The sequence below is a fragment of the Chloroherpetonaceae bacterium genome (assembly GCA_033763895.1).
Classification (GTDB): Bacteria; Bacteroidota; Chlorobiia; order Chlorobiales; family Thermochlorobacteraceae; genus JANRJQ01.
Genome location: JANRJQ010000011.1, coordinates 138,214 through 159,540 on the forward strand (window position 1 = coordinate 138,214; position 21,327 = coordinate 159,540).

Below are 21,327 nucleotides of genomic sequence, written 5' to 3' on the forward strand. Positions count from 1 at the left end.
GATTTTACGCATGATTCGTTGACATGTTTCTTGTAATAATTTCAACAATTCAACGTTTACAAACAACAATCCTTTAAAAGTATGAATTCATTGAGAATGAGGTTACTTGTGTTGGTGTTTGCAGTTATGGCTTCTGCAAATATTGCCTTCGCACAGTCGCGCACCGTGACGGGTGTCGTCAAAGCAGCGGATGATGATTCTCCGCTTCCCGGCGTTCAAGTTGTCGTTAAAGGTACCAGTATAGGTACGGTTACTAAGGCCAAAGGGGACTTTTCAATTAATGTCCCTGCTGACCGTGATGTTATTGTTATCAAATCAATCGGCTATCGCACAACCGAAGTCAATGTTAAAGACAAAACAGACTTAGGGTTCATCAAGCTTGAAGTTGATGCTCGCCAAATGGATGAAATTGTTGTAACAGGGGTGGCGGAAGGAACTTCCACGAAGTTGCTCGGTTTTGCCGTTGGCAAGGTAAATGAAGAAACCTTGAAAGAAGTGCCCGCTCTTGATGCTGGTACTGCACTTCGCGGTAAAATTGCCGGTGTTCAAATTGTACAGCCCACGGGTGTTCCGGGTGTAGCTCCTGAAATTCGCCTTCGTGCTGTAACCAATATCCAAGGTACTTCAAATCCGCTTATTGTTGTGGATGGAATTATTACGCCACCCGGTACATCACTAGCCGATATCAATATGAACGATGTCGCCTCGATTGAAGTGCTGAAAGGTGCAGCAGCCGCTTCATTGTATGGTTCTCAAGCGGCAAATGGCGTTGTTCAACTAATTACAAAAAGAGGTTCAGAAACTCCGGGTAAAACCGATTATACCTACCGTGGTGAAGCAGGACGAACCGATTTGCAAAATACTTTCCCTTTACTTACAACCCACAGAAATTCTATAGATGCAAACGGAAATTTTATTGATGGGAACCTAACAACTGCAAATATTCAGCGTCAATTTGATGCAGATGCATTCTATGATAATCCTTTTCCGGGAACCGTTGTTGATCAGCAACGCGAATTGCTTCAACCTTTTACATTTATTAGTAATTATGGTTCAGTAGCTTCATCCCAAAAGAATACAAACTTTCTTTTCTCATTAGATCAACTTACTCAACCCGGTATCTTACCTTTATCTCCGTCCTTTAATCGTTACAATGGTCGTTTAAACATTGACCACAGAACCGGAGATTTTAAGATTTCTTCTTCGTTATTGTATTCATCATCATCAGGTCCCTCCAGCAGCGCATTTGCAGGTGGAAGTCCAATTGGGCAACGGCAGCAAGGTGGTCCATTTTACGGAATTCTGCTTTTGGAGCCTGACTTCAATCTTTATCAACCAAACCCTGATGGCACTCCGTATTACAATGCTATCGGCAATGCAAACGCAATTGCTCCCGGAAGACAAGGTGCTCCAAATCCTACGAACAATGCGACCAATCCTCTTTATGGATTGAGCCGTTCAATCATTCAATTGGGTCAACAACGTCTCTTGGGTAATGCGGCTGTTACCTATCAGTTTACCGATTGGCTCCGCGCTGAAGGTCAATTCTCTTATGACAGAACGAGTTATAATTTTCTCACCGCGACGAAGAAAGGCTCTTTCGATGGCGCAATGAATGTAACCGGTGGCAATATGACGCAGGGCGACGGTAATAATGACGGATTAATTGGTACTTTTTCAATTTTTGCAAACCGTACGTTTGACGATTTTACGGTGAGAGGTACTTACCGATATCAGCTTGAAAACTATTCAAGCCAATTCGGGTTTACATCAGGTTCTTCATTCTCAGTGGAAGACTTATTTGTGTTACAAAATTTGGATAGAGAAACGCTTTCATCGACTAGTACTTCAGAAAAGATTACCGCCGAGAATTTTTTCTTCAATCTACAAACGGACTACAAAGAAAAGTACATTTTGGGCGGAACAGTCCGAAGAGATGCAGTGTCTCTTTTTGGACCCGACCAACGTTCACAAATCTTCTACCAAGTGAATGCAGCTTGGAGAGTAACTCAAGATCTTGAAATTCCGGATATTCAAGAATGGAAGCTCCGTGCATCTTTAGGAACAACCGGTCAAAGACCGCCTTTTGCAGCTCAGTATGAAACTTGGAATGTTACAGGTGGTGCTCCGTCAAAATTAAATCTTGGAAATAATTTACTGCGCCCCTCTACGGTCCGTGAGTTAGAAGTAGGAACCAATGTAATTTTCTTTAATGATTTTTCATTTGAGTTTAACTATGCTACATCAACGGTTAATGATGCCATTATTCAAGTACCACTTCCAGCTTATGCAGGGTTCGGTGCTCAATTCCAAAATGTAGGGGAGTTATCAAATAATACTTTTGAATTTCAATTAGGAGGGCAAGTATTTAAGAACGACGATATGTCCCTTAATTTTAATTTAACGGCCAGTCGTTCCAGAAATAGAGTTATCCGTACAGGCCGCGCACCTTTTTCAACTGACGGTCTCTTTGGCGGCGGCGGCGGCGGTGGTATTGCCGGTGATATGTTCAGAATTGCAGAAGGTGAAGAATTGGGTGTCATGTTTGGAAACATACATGCAACATCACTTTCGCAACTTACCACGAACTCACTCGGTTTTGTAAATAACCTTAGAGGTGTTCTCGCTGGTGTTGACCCATTAACTCTAAAACCGGAAGATTTTGAAGTCAATGCTGATGGTTATGTTGTTCGTAAGGGAGTTACAGGTTCTACAGCCGAGCATACTTACCTTTTGTTGGATACTCAAACCAATCAACCATTAGTTGCAGAAATCGGGAATGGTAATCCAGATTTCCTATTAGGTTTCAACACGACTTTTCAATGGAAAGGACTTTCGGTGTATGCATTGGTAGATTTCCAAATTGGCGGAGATATTTATAACGCAACTCGCCAATTGCTCTATTTCAACAACAGACACGGTGATTTAGATCAATCGGGTAAGGCGCAAAGTGAGAAAAAGACCGACAACTATTATCAAAGCCTTTACAATGGTAATAATTCAACGAAACATTTCGTTGAGTCCGGAACTTTTGCGTGGCTTCGTGAATTAAACATTTCATATACTTTAAGTAACGAAGATTTGAAAACTGTTGGTCTTGATTTCTTTAGCGACATTCGTCTCTCGGTCATCGGTAGAAACCTTTTTGTAATAACCAACTATAGTGGTTATTCACCGGAAGTTGCTTTAGCAAATAACTCAACGACTTATCGGGTCGATCAATTTGTCTATCCGCTATTCCGTTCATTAACCGGTGGGGTTCAAATCCGATTTTAACCAAAAAGTTTCGGGGCGATTCAGTCGCCCCGATTTATAAGTTTTACTTAACTTAATATTTAACAAACATGTTTACACTTAGAAGGTATCTATCAATCTTAGTGATTGCGGTTACTCTCGTAGTAGGCTCGGGGTGCGCAGATCTCAATGTCGAAAATCCAAACAATCCAGATGTCGAAAGAGTTTTAGCCACCACAAATGATTTATTGGGCGTTCAACAGGGCGCGTTGATTGCATTGTTTACACCTCACGCAACAGGTCCTAGCGGTTTTTCCTCGAATGTAAACTTGGAGTGGACCGCAGACTATGTTACGATGACGAACAATGTCAATACTTGGTGGTCACAGTTTAAGGCTGAACCAAGACCTCAATTCAATAATACGGTTGCGAATGGATCATTGGCAGTATTTAGTGGGCCTTATTCGCGTTGGTATGCAGCAATATCAGCTTCAAACGATGTCATTAGAGCCATTGCAGTTCAGCAACGTTCTTTATCAACGGCCGCGGATACAAGAGCATTACTTGCAACTGCGTATTTTGTGAGAGCAATGGCATTTGGATATTTAGCAAATGTATTTGACAAAGCGGTTATTGTGGATTTAAATACAGATGTATCAAATCCTTCATTACCCTTTGCGTCTTATTCCCAAGTTATGACCTTTGCTCAAAGAAGCTTTGACTTGGCAGATTCAGTTTGCAATGTTTCTGGCGGCTTTACGCTTCCCGCTTCTTTTATTCCAACCACTGGTGGACCGTACAATGCAGCTCGATTTAGCAGGTTAATCAATACATATCGTGCGAATATGCAGGTGCAAAATTCTAGAAATAGAAGTGAAAATGATGCTCAAAACTGGGCACAAATCTTAAATTGGGTAAACAAAGGCTTAAACACAGGTGAAGATTTTACAATTACAATTGATTATATAAATTGGGGTAACAATTTCCAAATTCTTGCCGGTTTAGACTGGTATTGGAGAGTAGATCACCGTGTTATTCGTTGGATTGATCCCAATTATCCAAAGAGATTCCCTAACACGATTCCTCAAACTAATTCATTACCACCCGCCAATGGTTCGGCTGATGCACGTTTAGCCACATATTTCAGATTCGAAAGCAGTTTTGGATCATTTAACCCAACAAGAGGACCCCAATTAAGAAGTCATTATCGATTTGGAAGATTTGAAGACCTATTTGCTGCTGATAATGATGGTACACCATTCCCCTCAATTTTTCTTTACGCAGAAACCAATCGACTTCTTAGAGCAGAAGCTTTAGCAATGACGGGGAATGTGTCCGGTGCAATCGCAATTTTGAATGATCCATCTGGTCGTAGAAAAACAGAGGGAAATGTTGCTGATATTCCCGGAACAGCAACTCGGGAAGAAGTAATTCAACAAATCCATCGTGAACGCGATCTTGAGTTAATGTTCTCAGATTATGGTCTTCACTTTATGGATATGAGAAGATTTGAATTGTTACAAAAAGGAACAATTCTTCACTTTCCAGTGCCTGTTACACAGCTCAATATCATGCAAGTACCTAATTACACATTCGGTGGTCAAACACCAACGGCTGAACAAGCTACGGGAACAGCTACCGATACTACCAAAGCGTGGATACGACCGAGCGAACAAAACATTGTTGCCAGACCTCTATAAAAAATGTTAAAAAGAGTTAATTCTTAACTCATTTGAAAAGGCTACAGAAATGTAGCCTTTTCGTTTTATATTTAAAGAGTATTGATAAAACAAAAGATAGAACAAAAAGTATATGAATAATTTTGTTTTAAAAACGGTAACCTCGCTTGCAATTTTTATAACCCTAATTGTTGTAGGATGCAAAGAAGAAAAAATTGAAACAATAGAGGTAAAAGTTAGCGGAATGGTTTGTAATAGCTGTGAAAAAGCCATTGAAACAAAAGTTGCTTCTCTTGACGGAGTGAAAAGCGTAAAAGCAACTCAACCAGAAGGAAAAGTAACAATTGAACTTTCAAGCAATACAAACCTTGAAACTGTTACAAAAGAAATTGAAGGTTTGCACTATAAAGTTGAAGGTACACCAATTATCAAATCTTCTTTGTGATTATGAGTGATCAAAAAGACCAGTACTATAAAGGGCTGTTTTGGGGAACCATACTCGGCGCCGCGGCAGGCGCTGTTGCAGGAATTCTCTTTGCACCAGATAAAGGAAGTGAAACCCGTGCTAAACTGAAAGAAAAAATCAACGAGCTTATTGAAAATGGACTTGAATTAAGTGCCGAAACTTTAGCAAATTTTCAAAATCAAGATACCAGTGAATCTATCTTTACAGAAAGCATTCATGAGAACGATGCAAAAAAAACGGCCGATGACATTGTCAATGAAGCAAAAGTTAAGGCCGCAAAACTCATTGCTGAAGCTAATACATTATTAAAGGAAGCCAAAGACGCAAGTGGGTTAATTGCCTCAAAACCAAATGGTTTTAAGAGTTAAAAAGTAAATAAAATATGATTTCATACCTCTCACGGAATCTTGAAGGAAATCAAAACAAACCGCTGGTACTATTACTTCATGCATTTCCATTAAATGCAGAAATGTGGCTTCCAACATTAATTCTTTTTGGGAATAAAGACTGGCCAATTCTTGCACCAACTGTTTACGGAACCAATGGAAGCGAAGAAAAGAAGAACTGGAACTTCACACAATATGCAAGTGAGCTTATCGAATTAGCAAGATACATAGGATACCAAAAAGTAATTCCGATAGGTGTGTCAATGGGCGGTTATGTCGCTTTCGAAATTCTCCGAAGTGAAAGCGAAAGCATAGCAGGATTGGTATTGTGTAATACGAAAGGTGAGTCAGACACTGAAGAAGGAAAAAAACAACGGGATTCACTCATAAAGCAGATTGAGGAAAGAGGGAATCAAGTTTGCATTGAACAAAATCTTCCAAAACTTTTAGGTCATACAACAAAAACAAACAACCCCGAACTGAGTATAGACTTAGGATCACTCATAAAAACGAATCGTAAAACGAGTTTAATCGAACAAATTAAGGCATTGAAGAATAGAAACGATTCAACTGAATTAATGAAAGGAATTAAACAACCTACACTTGTGATAGCAGGAAATGAAGATGAACTGATGTCACCGGAGGTGGTGAAAAAAATTTACGAGGGAATCCCTGAAACCACCAAAAAAGAATTTATTGAGATACAAAAAAGTGGACATCTAAGTGTATTAGAACAACCGGAACACTTTCATAGAAGCGTTGAAAAATTTATTGAACCATTCATGAACTCAATGTGGGATTAACACTCTTTATAACCTTAATACTCTCTTTCCTATTTATCGCAACTTCTGCATCGATTAACAGTGAAATCACTTTCGATAATTTTTTACTTTGTTTTATCCCGCTCTTTGTTGCGATTGATGTAATTGGAACATTACCGCTATTTATCGGACTCACTTCAAGTTTTCAAGAGAAAACGAAAAGAAGATTGACAACGCAAGCCGTGCTGACTGCTTTTGCACTATCATTAATTATTATGGTTGCAGGGAAGGGGTTATTTGATTTATTGGGTATCTCAATTTCTGATTTCAGAATCGCGGGAGGGATAATTCTACTGCTGCTCGCAATTATGGATTTAATTTCGCCGGGCGCGGATGAATCGAAGCAACCTGCAGACCCAAGCAAAATCGGTATCGTGCCATTAGGGATTCCACTCGTTATCGGCCCTGCGTCTCTAACAACGCTTTTAATTTTACGAGATACTTACGGGTTTCAACTCACTTTAATTGCGCTTGTGCTTAATCTGCTGATTGTATTTCTTCTGTTTTACTTTTCAGGTTATGCACAACGGCTCATAGGTCCAAATGGAGCGAAAGCCGTAGCCAAAGTAGCGGCTTTATTTTTGGCGGCAATCGCAGTGATGATGATTCGGGTTGGAATTTCAGATGTCATCAAATCCTTTTAAACTGGCATAGGTACTTGACTTTTTGGAATTAGCTTACCAATAAGTTTCTCCGCAATCTGAATGGCATTTGTTGCTGCACCCTTTCGTAAATTATCTGACACAATCCAAAGATTTAAGCCTTTTGGATGAGATAAATCCCTACGAATGCGCCCAACAAATACGCCATCCTTACCATATACTTCTAAAGGCATTGGGTAAATTTTTAGGTTGGGATTGTCAACCACAGTGACTCCGGGTGCATTTCGCAGAATTGAAAAAACTTCTTCTAAATCAAAATCATGTTCAAATTCTAGGTTAACGGACTCTGAGTGTCCACCATAAACCGGAACACGGACAGTTGTGGGAGAAATCATAATTGTATTATCTCCCATAATCTTCCTAGTCTCATTGACCATTTTCATCTCTTCTTTCGTATAGGCATTTTCTGTGAAGTCATCAATTTGAGGGACAACATTAAAAGCAATAGGATGAAAATGAGTAAACTTTTCTTGCTTTTCACCTCGAACTTCAGATTCTAAAGCTTCAAGCCCCATCTTACCTTTTCCGGTCACAGATTGATAAGTTGATACAATAATTCGCTTAATTTTATATCGATCGTGTAATGGTTTTAATGGCACCACCATTTGAATGGTCGAGCAATTCGGATTTGAAATAATTGAATGGGGATTACCTTGTGAATCAAAAATTGATAATGGATTTACCTCTGGGACAACCAAGGGAACAGAGGAATCCATTCGAAAGGCTGATGAGTTATCAATAACAATAGCCCCTTGCTTTGAAGCAATTGGTGCCCAAACCTTACTGAGTGTCGCACCGGCTGAAAACAAGGCGATATCAACTTGATTAAAGACTTCTTCGGACGGGAGTTGAATTGGAAACTCATTACCATTAAAAGGAACTGATTTACCAAGAGAATTTTCTGAGGCTAATGGAACTATGCGAGAAACTGGAAAATTTGTTGATTCCAAAACAGAGACCATTGTTCGTCCAACTAAACCTGTCGCCCCTAAAATCGCAACTGAATACTTCATAAAAAATTGAAAATCAAATATTGAAAAAGTATCAAATATAAAAACCAAAAAACAAAGGAATTAAAAATGTTTTTCATACCAAAGTGCTAATAGGAAAAGTGACCATAATTGGTAATGGAAATTTACCTTTCCTGACTCATGTTGATGGAAAAGGGATTTGACATAAGAAGTTGAAAAAAAAGCGTGATTGTCTTGCAACCCTAATGACCCTACATTATTTGAAAGTAGTTTAGAACGAAACATAGTTTCCTTTACAATGCGATTAAGTTTACCATTTCTCATCCAATCTGAAACCGGCGCTGCAAATCCTTGCTTCTTACGATAAATAATTTCATTAGGAATAATACCCTCAGCGGCTTTTTTTAAAATATACTTGGTTTCACCGTCCCGTACTTTTAATGAATCAGGAATTTGAAAGGCAAATTCAGCAATTCGATGATCTAAAAAAGGTACACGGGCTTCGATGGAACATGCCATAGACATCTTATCAACACGCATCAAAAGAAGTTCAGGCAAACGATTTTGAAACTCTGTAAACATCATTTTTGAATAGTAGCCAACATCCGAAGAAAGGGTTGAAAAATATTCACTTGAATAGCGCGAAGCTGAATAAATCATTCTTTTATATGAAGGCATAAATAACTGATCTTTTTGAATATCGGTAAAAGCAAAAGCGCCACCATAAAAGGGGAATTGTAATTGAAGGGAACGGCGCGCATAATCTGATATGAGGGAACTATGAGAGAATTGAGAGGACAAAGAGTAAAATAATTCACGAAAACCCGTTGGTACCAATTGATGATAATAATGATAGAAAAGCCACTCACGGTGAAAATGAGAGTAACCAGAAAATTCTTCATCTGAGCCCTCGCCAACTTGAACGACAATCGTTCCTGATTCTCTGGCAAGTTTACTGACAAAATAAAGAGGAATATTGACGGGATCAGCATTAGGTTCATCTTGATAAGAAAGCATTTGATCAATAAAACCTACTGCATCCGATTCATCAATTAATATTTCATGATGGTTGGTTGAAAATTGTTTGGATACCAGACGGGCATAATGAAGTTCATTGTACTTTTCAAAGTCTTTGAAGCCCACTGAAAAAGTATCGACAGGTCTTGCCATCAATTCTGACATAAGGGCAACATTTAAGGATGAATCAATTCCCCCTGAAAGAAAAACCCCAAACGGAACATCCGACATCATGCGAAGTTTAACCGAATCTCTAAGAAGCCTACGCAATTCATCAACACAAAATGGTTCACTTCTAAATTGGCTCTTATCATAGGATTCGCTTTGATGATGAAGACTCCAATAGCGTTGAAGTTTGTATTCTCCCGATTTTGAAAGCACTGCAAAATGACCGGCAGGAAGTTTTGAAATTCCTTCAAATAAAGTCTTTTCTGGAGGAGATGAAAGGAAAGTGAGGTAATCAGAAATCGCTTGATGATTAAGATTTACATGAAATGAGGGATGTTTAAGTATCGCTTTGATCTCAGAAGAAAAAACAAAACATCCGTTGAAGAAAGAATAGTAAAGGGGTTTTATGCCAACTCTATCACGAATAAGGAAAAGTTCTTCAGTGAAATTATCCCAAACAGCAATCGCAAACATCCCATAAAATTTCGAAATACAGCCAAGGCCAAATTCTTGAAATGCATAAAGAATAGTTTCAGTATCAGAGGTAGAGCGAAAGCGGTATCCTCTTTTTTCTAAATCTTTTCGAATCGAAAGATGATTATAAACCTCTCCATTAAATACAATGGTAAATCGATTGTCAGTTGTCGTCATTGGTTGATGACCCGCGGGTGAAAGATCAACGATTGAAAGTCTGCGGAAACCAAATCCTAACTTACGGTTTGGAGAAACAAAAATACCGGAATCATCCGGCCCACGGTGAATCATTGAATCACGCATTGATTCAAGAACTGATTCCGACAGGTTACGCTCAGGTCCACTGAAATTATAGATACCAACAATCCCACACATAACATTTGTTTAATTGAATAAGACAAAAAATGCCCAAAGAAGGAATTATATTTAGTGAATCCTAAAAAACACTAAAAAAATGAATCCAAAGATAAAACGCGCGTTAATTTCTGTATCCGATAAAACCGGAATAATTCCATTTGCACAGGTTCTTGAAAAGTTAGGGGTCGAGATCATCTCGACCGGTGGTACTTTACGATCTCTTCAAGATTCCGGAATTAACGCGCAAAGTATATCAACGCTAACAAAATTCCCTGAAATATTAGATGGAAGAGTAAAAACTTTACACCCGAATGTGCACGGTGGGCTCTTGGCAAAAAGAGATGAAGAAATTCATCTGAAGGAAATGACTGAAAATTCGATTGAGTTCATCGATTTGGTTGTGGTGAATTTGTATCCTTTCGAAAAAACAGTAGCAAAAAGTGATGTAAAATTCGACGAGGCCATTGAAAATATTGACATTGGCGGCCCTTCGATGCTTCGCTCATCAGCTAAAAATTTTAAGTTCGTCACGGTTGTCACTGACTTTACCGATTATGCAACTGTGTTAGATGAAATGCAAAAAAACAACGGGGCAACGACACTTGCAACAAGGTTTTATTTGGCACAAAAAGTATTTCAATTAACATCAAAATACGACTCCGCAATCAGCAACTATCTGGCTACCGCTTTGCCAGAGGAGTTGATATTGTCTCAAGAGAAAGACACAAATAAAATTGAACTTGAGTATTTGCATGTTCTAACCAAAGAAATCGATATGAGATATGGAGAAAACCCGCATCAAAAAGCCGGGTTTTATTCAATTAGAACAAGCGAGGGAGAAAGTACATTTCGTGAGCATTTTGAAAAATTACACGGCAAAGAACTTTCATTCAACAATATTTTAGATATCAGTGCGGCGGCTGGCGCAGTGGAAGAATTTTGGGATGAAGCTCCCACTGCAGTGATAGTAAAGCATACAAATCCTTGTGGGGTTGGACAGGATGCGTCGCTTCTTGAGGCATACAAAAAGGCATTTCAGACCGATACGCAAGCCCCTTTTGGCGGTATTATTTCTGTGAATCGAAGCCTTGATAAAGAAACCGCAGAAGCAATAAATTTAATTTTTACTGAAATTGTGATTGCCCCGGATTTTGAAGACGGCGTGATGGAAATGATGAGGAAAAAGAAAGATCGGCGAATTATTCAGAGGAAAAAATCGGTATTGAAAAAAGGATTGGAGGTGAGAGGAAACGCAATGGGTATCTTAATCCAAGAGCGAGATACAGCGATGATCACGAGAAAAGAGTTGAAGGTCGTTACAAAAAGAGTGCCTACGGAAGAAGAGTTTAAGGATTTGCTTTTTGCTTGGAAGGTCTGCAAACATGTGAAATCAAATGCGATTGTGTATGCGAAGAACTTGCAGACTTATGGCATTGGTGCGGGGCAGATGTCGCGTGTGGATTCCTCAAGAATCGCGCGATGGAAAGCTGGTGAAGCCGGGCTTGATTTAAATGGTTCAGCTGTTGCAAGTGATGCGTTCTTCCCTTTTGCCGATGGATTACTTGCCGCAGCTGAAGCCGGGGCGATGTCAGTAATTCAACCGGGAGGATCAGTAAGAGATCAGGAAGTGATTGATGCGGCAAATGAAAAAGGGATAGCGATGGTCTTTACAGGGATAAGGCATTTCAAACATTAGTTATAATACAGCTGCAAGATGAAAGTTTCTATTATTGTTCCTGTCTTTAATGAAGAGAAGACCTTGGTTTTGATTATTTCCCACTTACAAAAACTTCCGTTTGAAAAAGAGATCATTATTGTTGATGATTGCTCGCAAGATTTTTCTTTTGATACAGCAAAGAAGCTTGAAGAAGAAGATTCTCAAATTAGGGTGATTCGTTTGGAAAAAAATCACGGGAAAGGAGCGGCCGTGCGAACCGGTATTGAACATAGTACCGGTGAAATAATTGTGGTTCAAGATGCTGATTTAGAGTATCACCCGAATGACCTAATCACATTGGTGTCGATCATAAAGGCCGGAAAAGCAACTGTGGTATTTGGGTCGAGATATTTATCGAAGCAAAATGATGAAGGGTATTTGTTGCATCGATTGGGAAACTTTGTGTTTACGTGGTTTTCGAATCGGGTAACGGGTTTAAATTTGACGGATGTTACAACCTGTTACCGGGTTTGTCATAAAGAGATATTTGAGATTGTAACGATTGAAGAAAGGCGTTTTGGGATAGAGGTTGAATTGGTTGGAAAAATCGGAAGGCTTTACCGAAAAGGAAAATGCCGCATTCAGGAAGTGCCGATTCGGTATTTCCCAAGAGGGTTTTCAGAAGGAAAAAAGATTACTTGGAAAGATAGTTTAAGCCTATTGAAAGCGATTGTCAAGTATCGGTAAAAAAAAGCAGATAAAAAAAACCGCTCAATTGAGCGGCTTTTTAATTGCGAATTAATTAGCGTGCAAAAAACGGCTTATCGTATAATTCTAAGCGTTTTTCGGGCGTGAAGCGAAAATCGAGAATTTCGCCTTCGGGGCGGACTTCAATCAAGGCGCCACTTGGGCATTGATCCACATCAAAACAAAGCTGGCATGAAATACATGCACCTTGATCGATATAGTATCTAAATCCGCCTTCTTGAACATCGCCATAGAGTTTCACTCCGATTGCATTGACTTTGGGCGGGCATTGATCCAAACAAAATCCGCACGCGATACATAAATTTTCGATGATATCGTATTTATTCTTCACGCGCTTTTTAACAGCTGCCATAACGAATCCTCCCTTGGGTTGAATAGAAAAAATTATTTTAACAATAATACCAATCTTTTACTCGCCTTGCAAACCCCTATAACATGAAAGGGGCAAAAGGGGCTTGAACGCCGAAGAACTGCATCCAAACCCCTTTTGAACTCTTGTGGCGAAGAAAAATTAAAAAGAACGGTATTTCATTTCTGAATTAAGAAATCAACTTCAAGAGATAATTAACCGTTTGTGCTAAAATATCAGAACCTGCTTGACCGAGATGGCTCACCGGCGGCGGTGCGGGTTCATTGGTCATATAGAATCCGTTTGCCACATAAAGCCACACAAGCATAAAGGTACCACTGAAATAAAGCACTGTGCCTGCGAATTTTGAATCAGAAAGATTCAGAACCGGGAATCGGAATTTAACATCGCGACCAACGAAGGTTTTGCCCAGCCAGCGAATCGTGCGGGTTTGAATGTCTGCACCTTCAAGACGAGAGCCACGATCTTTGAACCAAACTGCGAAACTGATAAACCATACAAGGTGACCAATAAGCAGTACGACTGTTAGATGAGAACTTGCCCAAATGGCTTGCGTTTCTGTCCACATATAATAGAACACACCGCCTGTATAGTGATGCGAAAGCCCCGCGATACTATCCCACGCGTTACAATCTGCAACAGCCATTCCATAGTTCATTGAAGCGAGCCAGCCTCCATCGATATACCATTCGATTACAGAAAGTGGCTTCACCGACCAAAGAATTGCAAACCAAAGTTGGTCTTGAATCGAGACACCGCAAGTTCCGCCATAAACCGGGCCTAAGCACGGGAATGAGAACGAATTCTTCTTCAGCCCTAAGTCTTCCCAAAGCGGAGAAGTATGCGAGAAGAATGCAATGCGCGAAGTTGCAACCGAAGCAAAGAGCCATCCGGCAGTGATTTCGTGCACTGCGCACCAATCGTTAATTGACGGGTCGGTGAACATAAACTGCCACATCGGTAGCGGCTTCAGCCAATAGAACGACATAGTGATATTTGCGCCAAGGACATTCAGCTCGCAGCAACTGTTCCAACAAACAACTGCATAGACGGAAATCATTGTGGTAAAACACATCACCATTACAACGCCCACGAATTTCACTTGCACTTCTTTATCGCGGCCTAAGGCAATCCATTTGGATTTAATTTGGCTGTAAAGTCCACTCATTTGAATCTTGAGCAAATACTGTCCGCCGTGGAAAACGCCTGCAAAGACATATAGGAATCCGCAGATGATATGATTGAAAGCCAAGAGATTGATCACGACTTGAGCCATACCGAATGTGGCACCCGGTTTCGGAAGAATCGCATACGCCGGATATTCGGGATACTCGACTTTCGTCATATCTGTTACGCCATTGGCATCGAAACCAACGCGGTTAAACGGTTCGCCATAGATATAGAAGACGAGGTCGTTTAATTGGTTATAAAAAAATTGATCTTTGCGGAAAGCCACAAAGGCGAGAATACCCAGTGCAATATTGATATACCCCATCGAAGTAAGGTGAACCGAGAAGATGGCTTTAAGGTCATCATTCAAGTGTTCAGCTGCACGGGGCGGTGTATTCCACCAATAGAACCCTACCATAAAGAAAACGCCCGACCAAATGAATGCCATAAAGGCTTCGCTATTAATCGTTTGGAAATCGGGTTTAGGTGTAATACCCATTGCAAACCAAAGGACAAGCCCCCAAACCAAAAAGAGGAAGGCTTGATAGATGGTATGTGCGCCTAAGGCTTCGGAGTAATTTTTTGCGCTTCTTCCTCCAAGTCCGCCGGGAAGAACAGTTCCGAACATTCTGAAGTCGCGGAAGTTTCCGGGCACTTTTGCATCGCGATTCCAGAAGAAAAGCGGTGCGAGTGGGTTGGCGAGGTTCTTTGTCCAATGCCGCCATCCACCAAAGATGAGGAATGCGCCGGCAAGGAAGTGAACGCCTGCCCACCATAGCAATTTACGCGCGGCTTCTTGAAGCTCGGGAGTACTGGCACTGTAGGTGTCAATACCGAGCGAAACCATTCTTGGTTTGATGGTGAGATAGAACCAGTTGTCGTAGAACCCTTGTCCGCCCCACGGGAAGACTTGAATTCCAGAGATATAATAGACACCCATCACGATACCAAGCGTTCCAAGGAGTGCCAAGTGAGCGCCGAAGACTTGTTCGTCATCGAGCTTATCGGCATCGAATATTTGAAACCATTTGGTAGTACGGGTTTCGGTGCGTTTGAGCAGGAATCGTTTCATTTCTGAAACATCTGCTTCCATAACGACCGGTTTATCGGGTGCTGCCGCTTTAGGTGCGGGCTTTGCTCCAACTGCCGGAGCAGTACCGGCGGCGGCTGCCGCTGGTTTTTTCGCCGTTGCTTGCAATTTGGCTGCTTGCAGCGTCGGTTTTTTTGGAGCTTCACCGCCGCCCGATGCGACAGGTTTTTCTTGATCAGCCATAGTGTTCTCCTTTTTATTTGAAGTGTCATCATAAGATGAGTGATGACAAATTCCGTTCGGGTTCCGGAGGCCTTGGTGTGTGCCAACCGTGTTCATTTGAACCCTTGGAAATAAGACGGCATCATCGCTCGTTTCTCTCTTTTAACGCACGTCCCTAGGCAGTCATAAGCCAAGGTACGGCATAAAGGCACGATAATGCACTACTCGTGTATGCAGTCGGTTATCGCGCCGAATCCCTCACACACACGTTACTTCTTCAAACGACCAAAGAACAAGTTCATTTTTTCCCAATGAAGGGAAAGAAAAATCAAAAAAAATCAGGTGAAAAAAGAACAGAATTTTTTGCGAAACACCGATTAAGCCTTCGCAGAAATATCGGTGACATCAATGACTTGGAAATTTTCACGAAGATATTCTTCTAAAGCCCGGCAACTTGAAGAGCGAAAATCGGATTGCAAAACTTGATTTTTCTTTTCTCCAAAGAATTGCCCTCCTGTGACAAACTTGACGCCAAGGTTCTTCATTACTTTTCTAAAATGCTCATACTTCTTAAAAACCGGCGGAGCGAACTTCGCGAGCGTAATAGACATACACACAACGGATGGATGAAGCACTTCAATGACATTTTCAAGATCCTTAAATGGAACCGCAGCTCCAACATAATTCACCTTAAAGCCAAGGGTTTGACACACCATTGAAACTCCCAAAAGCCCCACCTCGTGATATTCTGACTCGGGTGCCGTGCAAATGACCGCATTCAAACTTGAATCTTGATCTGCCGGTTTTGTAATTGATTGATCGGATGAAATGACAACATTATGCGTTTTGAAGGCATAGCGTGCTTTTATTTGCAAAACAGATTCGATGAGAATATTGGTGATGATGTGCTCTTCACCTGCGCCTAATTTGCGTTGTGCCCACAGGTCACCGACGCGGTACATTGCCGGTGCAATGACATCATCGAATATAGAAGCAACACCAACACCTTGTTCAATACATTTGCTGAGCAAGGCTTCAACCTCGTCTCGCTTATAAAGAATAAGATTTTCAAAGAGCTTTAATGAAATGGAAGAAAGCTCCCCTTTCATTAATATTATTTCGGTGTTGATATCAATGTTGTTGGAAAATTTCTTTTCCAAATTCAATTGTTCGAGTTTGTGCTCCGGGATGCGAATATTATTTCGCTCCAAAAACTCCAAAACATCTTCAATTTTGAACTTACGATGACCGCCGACGGTTTTATGATGGCGTATTAAACCCATATTAGACCAACGCTTAATGGTGGTCTCGCCGACATCGCATAACTCAGAGAGTTGCCGAGACGAAAAATACTGATTCACTCCTCAAACTTCCTTTCGAGTGTTCAACTGTTTTGAATTTCACCCAATCATTAGATTTACTACACACAAACTTACACAAAAACAGAGGTGCTCGCAAGGTTATCAATGGATTAATCTCAGCAAATGCGATGTCTTTTCTTGCTGATGAAATCAAGCCTTTGGCGAGAAAACGGCCAAATCAGTTATTAAAGATTAAATTTGTTCCAGATGATAAAGATGATTTCAGCCGTGAGGTAAGATTAATTTCCTATGAAGCGAAATAAATGCTTTATTGATTTGCGAAAGCCATTCGAAGCAAATAGAAAACCATAACACACCATTTTGTTACAATTTTCATACTATTAATGTGATGCTATCATTTTTTGTTCAAGTTTGCTTAAGGAGTATTCTACCCACTCAAATTTCACGCTTATTCATTCGGCGGTTACTTGGTTTCCTATTTCTTGCAGGAACGCTCATCAATCAACCGTTGCTCTTTAGTGCTACGGCACAAAAAAAGAGTGGAATAAAAAAACCAATTCCGCACAAGCAAAGTAATATTGGCTTGAATGAATCTGTGAAAGAGGTAAAGCGCATATCAAAAGAAGCGCTCATGAGCATGAAAGAATTAAAAAAGGAATTTGCAGCCTTATTTCAGGATTCAGCGACTGCCAATTTTTTTTGGGGGGTTTCAATAACGGCGCCCAATACCCAAAAGGGGTTGAGAATTCAAGATCGAAGAGAAAAATACAAGGTGCTTTTTGAGCTCAATGCCGAAAAGAACTTTATTCCGGCATCGAATCAAAAATTATTAAGTTCAGCGGCGGCACTTTTTCTGCTTGATTCGACAAAACGATTTACAACAGATGTTCGAATTCAGGGAGAAATTAAAGATGGTGTACTCTTTGGAAATCTGGTGGCATTCAGTGATGGGAATCCGGCGCTTTCAGAGAAATTTTTTGCGGGCAATTCTCAACAATTTTTCAAAGATGTGGCAGAAAGTTTGCATGTAAAAGGGGTTCAGCGAATTGCGGGTGATCTCATAGCAGATGACGGCTATTTTTCAACAGAGGCAATATCTTATGCTGTTGGTGAAGGTGATGGTGACTATTCAGAGGGTTGGGATTGGGATGATGTCTCAAATGGAACTGCGACGGCAGTTTCAGCCCTTTCGTATAATGAAAATTCGATTCGATTTTTTTTGATTCGCGACAGTGTGTTGCAAAAGCCAAGGCTCGAATGGATGCCAAAAACTTCTTACGGAACTTATCAGAACAATGCTTTTTATGTTTCTAAAGGTGAGAGAAAAACGGCTGATTTTTTTCGTGTTATCGGTTCGAATCAATTTATTTCAACGGGAGCAATGCCGCTGGATGTGGATACCGTTCAAACTATGGTGGCTGTAGAGAGACCGGCGTTTTATTTTTTATGGGAGTTAAAATCGGCGCTGAATGCAAAGGGAATTGACGTCAGTGGCATACTTCGCCGTGAGCCCGGTTATGCTGGTAGAGAGAATACGAAACTGCTGCATCAAACACTTTCTCCGGAACTTTTGCAAATTCTTGCCTATATGAATAAGGAAAGCAGCAATTTTACCGCAGAGCAACTATTACGCATCATTGGAAAGGTCAGATATGGTGAGGGCACAAAAAGAGCCGGTCTTCGTGCGATTGGAGAGATGTTGGATTCGATTGGGGTATCAAAGAAAAATTTTCTAGCATTTGACGGAAGCGGCCTCACTAGAAAAAATAGAATATCGCCGGGAGCGCTGAGAGATTTATTGAATGCAATTTACGCTTCGCGCTTTTTCGATAGCTACCGGCAAACGCTTGCAATTGGCGGGAAAGACGGAACGTTGAAACGACGATTGAAAAAGGAGCGATTTACGAATCGCGTATTTGCAAAAACCGGATTTGTTTCCGGTATTCGAACACTTTCGGGATATGTGCTAAACGGTGAAAAGAGATGGGTCACCTTTTCGATAATGGCGATGAATTACACACAACCAACAGCGGAAATCGAGGCGGTTCAAGACAAAGCGATAGAATTGATTTTAAGATGGAATGGCAAGTAGTGTCACGTTTTTCTCGCGCTTCAAAGCCATAGTAAAATCACAGTTTCGTAACATCCTTCAAGACGAAATCCAAAAATCTAACCCTCACATATCCTTATATTTAAATACGGCGAAAAATGAATTCAGTCAAATACTGAGATAGCCGCGCTTAGGAGTCATGCTACAAACTTTATCTAAACCAATTTTAACGCAGTATGCCGATTATTGAAAAAATTATCGCTCGTCAAATTTTAGATTCACGAGGAAATCCAACCATTGAGGTAGATGTTTATACCGAAAATTCATTCGGGCGTGCCGCCGTTCCCTCTGGGGCAAGCACGGGTGAGCACGAAGCCGTGGAATTGCGCGATGGCGATAAGAAAACCTATTTGGGAAAGGGTGTTCTCAAGGCCGTAAAAAATGTGAATACGATTATTGATAAAGAACTGCGAGGAATGCTTGTGACACAACAAGTTGAACTTGACAAAATGATGATTGAACTTGATGGAACGGAGAATAAGTCAAAGCTTGGTGCAAATGCAATTTTGGGGGTCTCATTGGCTTGTGCAAAGGCAGGTGCAGATTTTACCGGTCAACCGCTTTACCGTTACATTGGCGGAACCTTGGCACGAACACTCCCAAGCCCAATGATGAATGTATTGAACGGAGGGGCACATGCCGATAACAATGTCGATTTCCAAGAATTTATGATTATGCCATTGGGCTTTAAATCTTTCAGCGAAGCCTTGCAATGCGGAACAGAAGTTTTTCATTCACTCAAAAGCTTGTTGAAATCAAAAGGTTACAATACTGCCGTTGGTGATGAAGGCGGTTTTGCTCCAAATGTGAAGTCGAATGAAGAAGCGATAGAATTGGTCATCGAAGCCGTTGGAAAAGCAGGTTACAAAATTGAAAAGCATGTGATGATTGCTTTAGATCCTGCATCATCGGAGTTTTATGACAAGGAAAAGAAAAAGTATGTGTTCAAAAAGTCGAACAAGCAGGAACTTACATCAGAAAAAATGGCCGAATATTGGACAAAATGGAGCAAAGATTACCCGATTATTTCAATTGAAGATGGAATGGCAGAAGATGATTGGGAAGGTTGGAGAATGCTTACTGATAAAATCGGGAATAGCGTGCAACTTGTGGGTGATGATTTATTTGTAACCAACACCAAGCGGCTTCAAACCGGAATTGATCAACATGTTGCGAACTCGATTCTAATTAAAGTCAATCAAATTGGGTCACTCACAGAAACACTTGAAGCAGTTGATTTAGCGAAGCGAAACGGTTACACAAGCATTATCTCGCATCGCAGCGGCGAAACCGAAGACACCACCATTGCTCAAATTGCAGTGGCAACAAATGCAGGACAAATTAAAACCGGTTCCCTTTCAAGAACAGACCGCATTGCCAAGTACAATGAATTACTTCGGATCGAAGAAGAACTTGGAGATGATGCAATATACTTGGGCAGAAAGGCGTTTCGAGTGTAAGAAAGAATTTCTATTTTCCTTTTGAAGTAACTCCTGCCCAATAGGCAGGAGTTATTTTTTTATTCTGATTTCTTATTGAAGCAAACAACAACAGAAAAAACTTAGGTTATGCTTGCTGTGCGCTCAGCACTTATTTGGATTGTGACGACATTCATGATGACGGTGTTATCATTGGTGGCAATCATCGTTAGTTTTTGGGATGGCTCCGGGCGGAGTTACTTGCGTTTGGCGCGGGTTTGGGCTCGAATTTGGCTTGGGATTTCAAATACCGAAGTAAAGGTATTCGGTACTGAGAATATCGAGAAAGCAAAAGCGTATGTGGTTGCAAGCAATCACTCTAGCTACTTCGATATTCCTGCTTTGCTGGCTTACTTACCGCTTGAATTCAGAATGGTGGCAAAGCAATCGATAAGTTATGTTCCCGTTTTGGGATGGGGGATGAAACGAGGTGATTTCATTTTCATTAAGCGAGGCGCAAATCGTGAAGCACTCCGAAGTCTCGATGGCTCAATCAAGCGACTAAAAGAAGGAAAAAGTGTCGTTCTTTTTGCTGACGGAACACGCTCGATGTACGGCAATATTCAACCTTTCAAAAGAGGAGCGTTTATGGTTGCTGAACGAGCCGGTGCTGATATTCTTCCTGTAACGATTTTAGGAAGTCATAAAATAATGCAGCGGAATTCTTCTCTCATTTCATCTGGGACCATAACCGTTGTAATTGGGAAGCCAATCTCAAACTTAGGTAAAAGTGCCGATGAACTTCTAAAAGAAACTTACCTAGCCGTATCAGAGAATTTTGAAAGGTACAAAAATGCGTGTTTCACAGCGGAAGATATTGCGTTAATGAATCAAAATTCATGCAAGGAGTAATGAAAAAAGGAATTGTTTCTCACCCGCAAATGGAAATTCAATATGAACAGGATTGAAATTGGGGGATGTATATCCATAGTATTACAATTCTTAACGAAACCGCAAAAATCATA

The 21,327-nt window shown here is 40.7% G+C and carries 16 protein-coding genes and 1 pseudogene; 12 read left to right on the forward strand and 5 right to left on the reverse strand.

The genetic code is table 11. The features are described 5' to 3' along the window. Window positions 1-81: 81 nt before the first annotated feature. The 6 genes from SFU91_12930 (at window position 82) to SFU91_12955 (ending at window position 7,230) form a co-directional block, all read left to right on the forward strand. Window positions 82-3,276: a SusC/RagA family TonB-linked outer membrane protein gene (locus tag SFU91_12930; protein ID MDX2129930.1), complete on the forward strand. Its 3,195-nt coding sequence runs from the start codon at window positions 82-84 to the stop codon at window positions 3,274-3,276. Between the two features lie 68 nt (window positions 3,277-3,344). Beyond that, complete coding sequence (locus SFU91_12935) at window positions 3,345-4,934, forward strand: RagB/SusD family nutrient uptake outer membrane protein (protein ID MDX2129931.1); 1,590 nt, start codon at window positions 3,345-3,347, stop codon at window positions 4,932-4,934. A 112-nt stretch (window positions 4,935-5,046) separates the two neighbouring features. Further along, complete coding sequence (locus SFU91_12940) at window positions 5,047-5,358, forward strand: heavy metal-associated domain-containing protein (protein ID MDX2129932.1); 312 nt, start codon at window positions 5,047-5,049, stop codon at window positions 5,356-5,358. A 2-nt stretch (window positions 5,359-5,360) separates the two neighbouring features. Next, window positions 5,361-5,747: a YtxH domain-containing protein gene (locus SFU91_12945; protein ID MDX2129933.1), complete on the forward strand. Its 387-nt coding sequence runs from the start codon at window positions 5,361-5,363 to the stop codon at window positions 5,745-5,747. 14 nt (window positions 5,748-5,761) lie between these two features. Beyond that, window positions 5,762-6,568, forward strand: a complete 807-nt coding sequence (locus SFU91_12950; GenBank protein MDX2129934.1) for an alpha/beta hydrolase — start codon at window positions 5,762-5,764, stop codon at window positions 6,566-6,568. After that, window positions 6,559-7,230, forward strand: a complete 672-nt coding sequence (locus SFU91_12955; protein ID MDX2129935.1) for a MarC family protein — start codon at window positions 6,559-6,561, stop codon at window positions 7,228-7,230. Before SFU91_12950 ends, SFU91_12955 begins: the two co-directional genes overlap by 10 nt. On the opposite strand, the gene SFU91_12960 is transcribed toward SFU91_12955, so the two are convergent. Both SFU91_12960 and asnB read right to left on the reverse strand, forming a co-directional pair. Beyond that, the gene (locus SFU91_12960; protein MDX2129936.1) at window positions 7,227-8,261 is read right to left on the reverse strand and encodes an aspartate-semialdehyde dehydrogenase; all 1,035 of its coding nucleotides are present in this window, start codon (window positions 8,259-8,261) and stop codon (window positions 7,227-7,229) included. The two genes, SFU91_12955 and SFU91_12960, sit on opposite strands and share 4 nt — an antisense overlap. A 60-nt stretch (window positions 8,262-8,321) precedes the next feature. After that, window positions 8,322-10,253, reverse strand: a complete 1,932-nt coding sequence (gene asnB, locus SFU91_12965) for an asparagine synthase (glutamine-hydrolyzing) (protein MDX2129937.1) — start codon at window positions 10,251-10,253, stop codon at window positions 8,322-8,324. Window positions 10,254-10,332: 79 nt separating this feature from the next. Here asnB and purH point away from each other — a divergent pair, with 79 nt between their 5' ends. Continuing rightward, window positions 10,333-11,931, forward strand: coding sequence for a bifunctional phosphoribosylaminoimidazolecarboxamide formyltransferase/IMP cyclohydrolase (gene purH, locus SFU91_12970; protein MDX2129938.1), 1,599 nt, complete (start codon window positions 10,333-10,335; stop codon window positions 11,929-11,931). 18 nt (window positions 11,932-11,949) lie between these two features. Further along, complete coding sequence (locus tag SFU91_12975; GenBank protein ID MDX2129939.1) at window positions 11,950-12,639, forward strand: glycosyltransferase family 2 protein; 690 nt, start codon at window positions 11,950-11,952, stop codon at window positions 12,637-12,639. Window positions 12,640-12,694: 55 nt separating this feature from the next. On the opposite strand, the pseudogene SFU91_12980 reads toward SFU91_12975, so the two are convergent. The 3 genes and pseudogenes from SFU91_12980 to SFU91_12990 all read right to left on the reverse strand — a co-directional run bounded on the left by SFU91_12980 (window position 12,695) and on the right by SFU91_12990 (window position 16,813). Further along, window positions 12,695-12,979, reverse strand: a pseudogene (locus tag SFU91_12980) (4Fe-4S dicluster domain-containing protein). A 220-nt stretch (window positions 12,980-13,199) separates the two neighbouring features. Then, entirely contained in the window at window positions 13,200-15,473 is a 2,274-nt protein-coding gene (locus SFU91_12985; protein ID MDX2129940.1) for a photosystem I reaction center subunit IX, read from the reverse strand. Window positions 15,474-15,829: 356 nt separating this feature from the next. Next, window positions 15,830-16,813: a B12-binding domain-containing protein gene (locus tag SFU91_12990; protein MDX2129941.1), complete on the reverse strand. Its 984-nt coding sequence runs from the start codon at window positions 16,811-16,813 to the stop codon at window positions 15,830-15,832. Window positions 16,814-16,845: 32 nt separating this feature from the next. Here SFU91_12990 and SFU91_12995 point away from each other — a divergent pair, with 32 nt between their 5' ends. The 4 genes from SFU91_12995 to SFU91_13010 all read left to right on the forward strand — a co-directional run bounded on the left by SFU91_12995 (window position 16,846) and on the right by SFU91_13010 (window position 21,214). Beyond that, on the forward strand, window positions 16,846-17,076 hold the full coding sequence (locus SFU91_12995) for a hypothetical protein (GenBank protein ID MDX2129942.1): 231 nt from the start codon (window positions 16,846-16,848) through the stop codon (window positions 17,074-17,076). Window positions 17,077-17,162: 86 nt separating this feature from the next. Beyond that, window positions 17,163-18,866 (forward strand): D-alanyl-D-alanine carboxypeptidase/D-alanyl-D-alanine-endopeptidase, encoded by a 1,704-nt coding sequence (gene dacB, locus SFU91_13000; GenBank protein ID MDX2129943.1) that lies wholly within the window; start codon window positions 17,163-17,165, stop codon window positions 18,864-18,866. A 194-nt stretch (window positions 18,867-19,060) separates the two neighbouring features. Further along, window positions 19,061-20,344, forward strand: a complete 1,284-nt coding sequence (gene eno / locus SFU91_13005) for a phosphopyruvate hydratase (GenBank protein ID MDX2129944.1) — start codon at window positions 19,061-19,063, stop codon at window positions 20,342-20,344. Between the two features lie 108 nt (window positions 20,345-20,452). Then, window positions 20,453-21,214 (forward strand): lysophospholipid acyltransferase family protein, encoded by a 762-nt coding sequence (locus tag SFU91_13010; protein MDX2129945.1) that lies wholly within the window; start codon window positions 20,453-20,455, stop codon window positions 21,212-21,214. The last annotated feature ends 113 nt before the right edge of the window (window positions 21,215-21,327 follow it).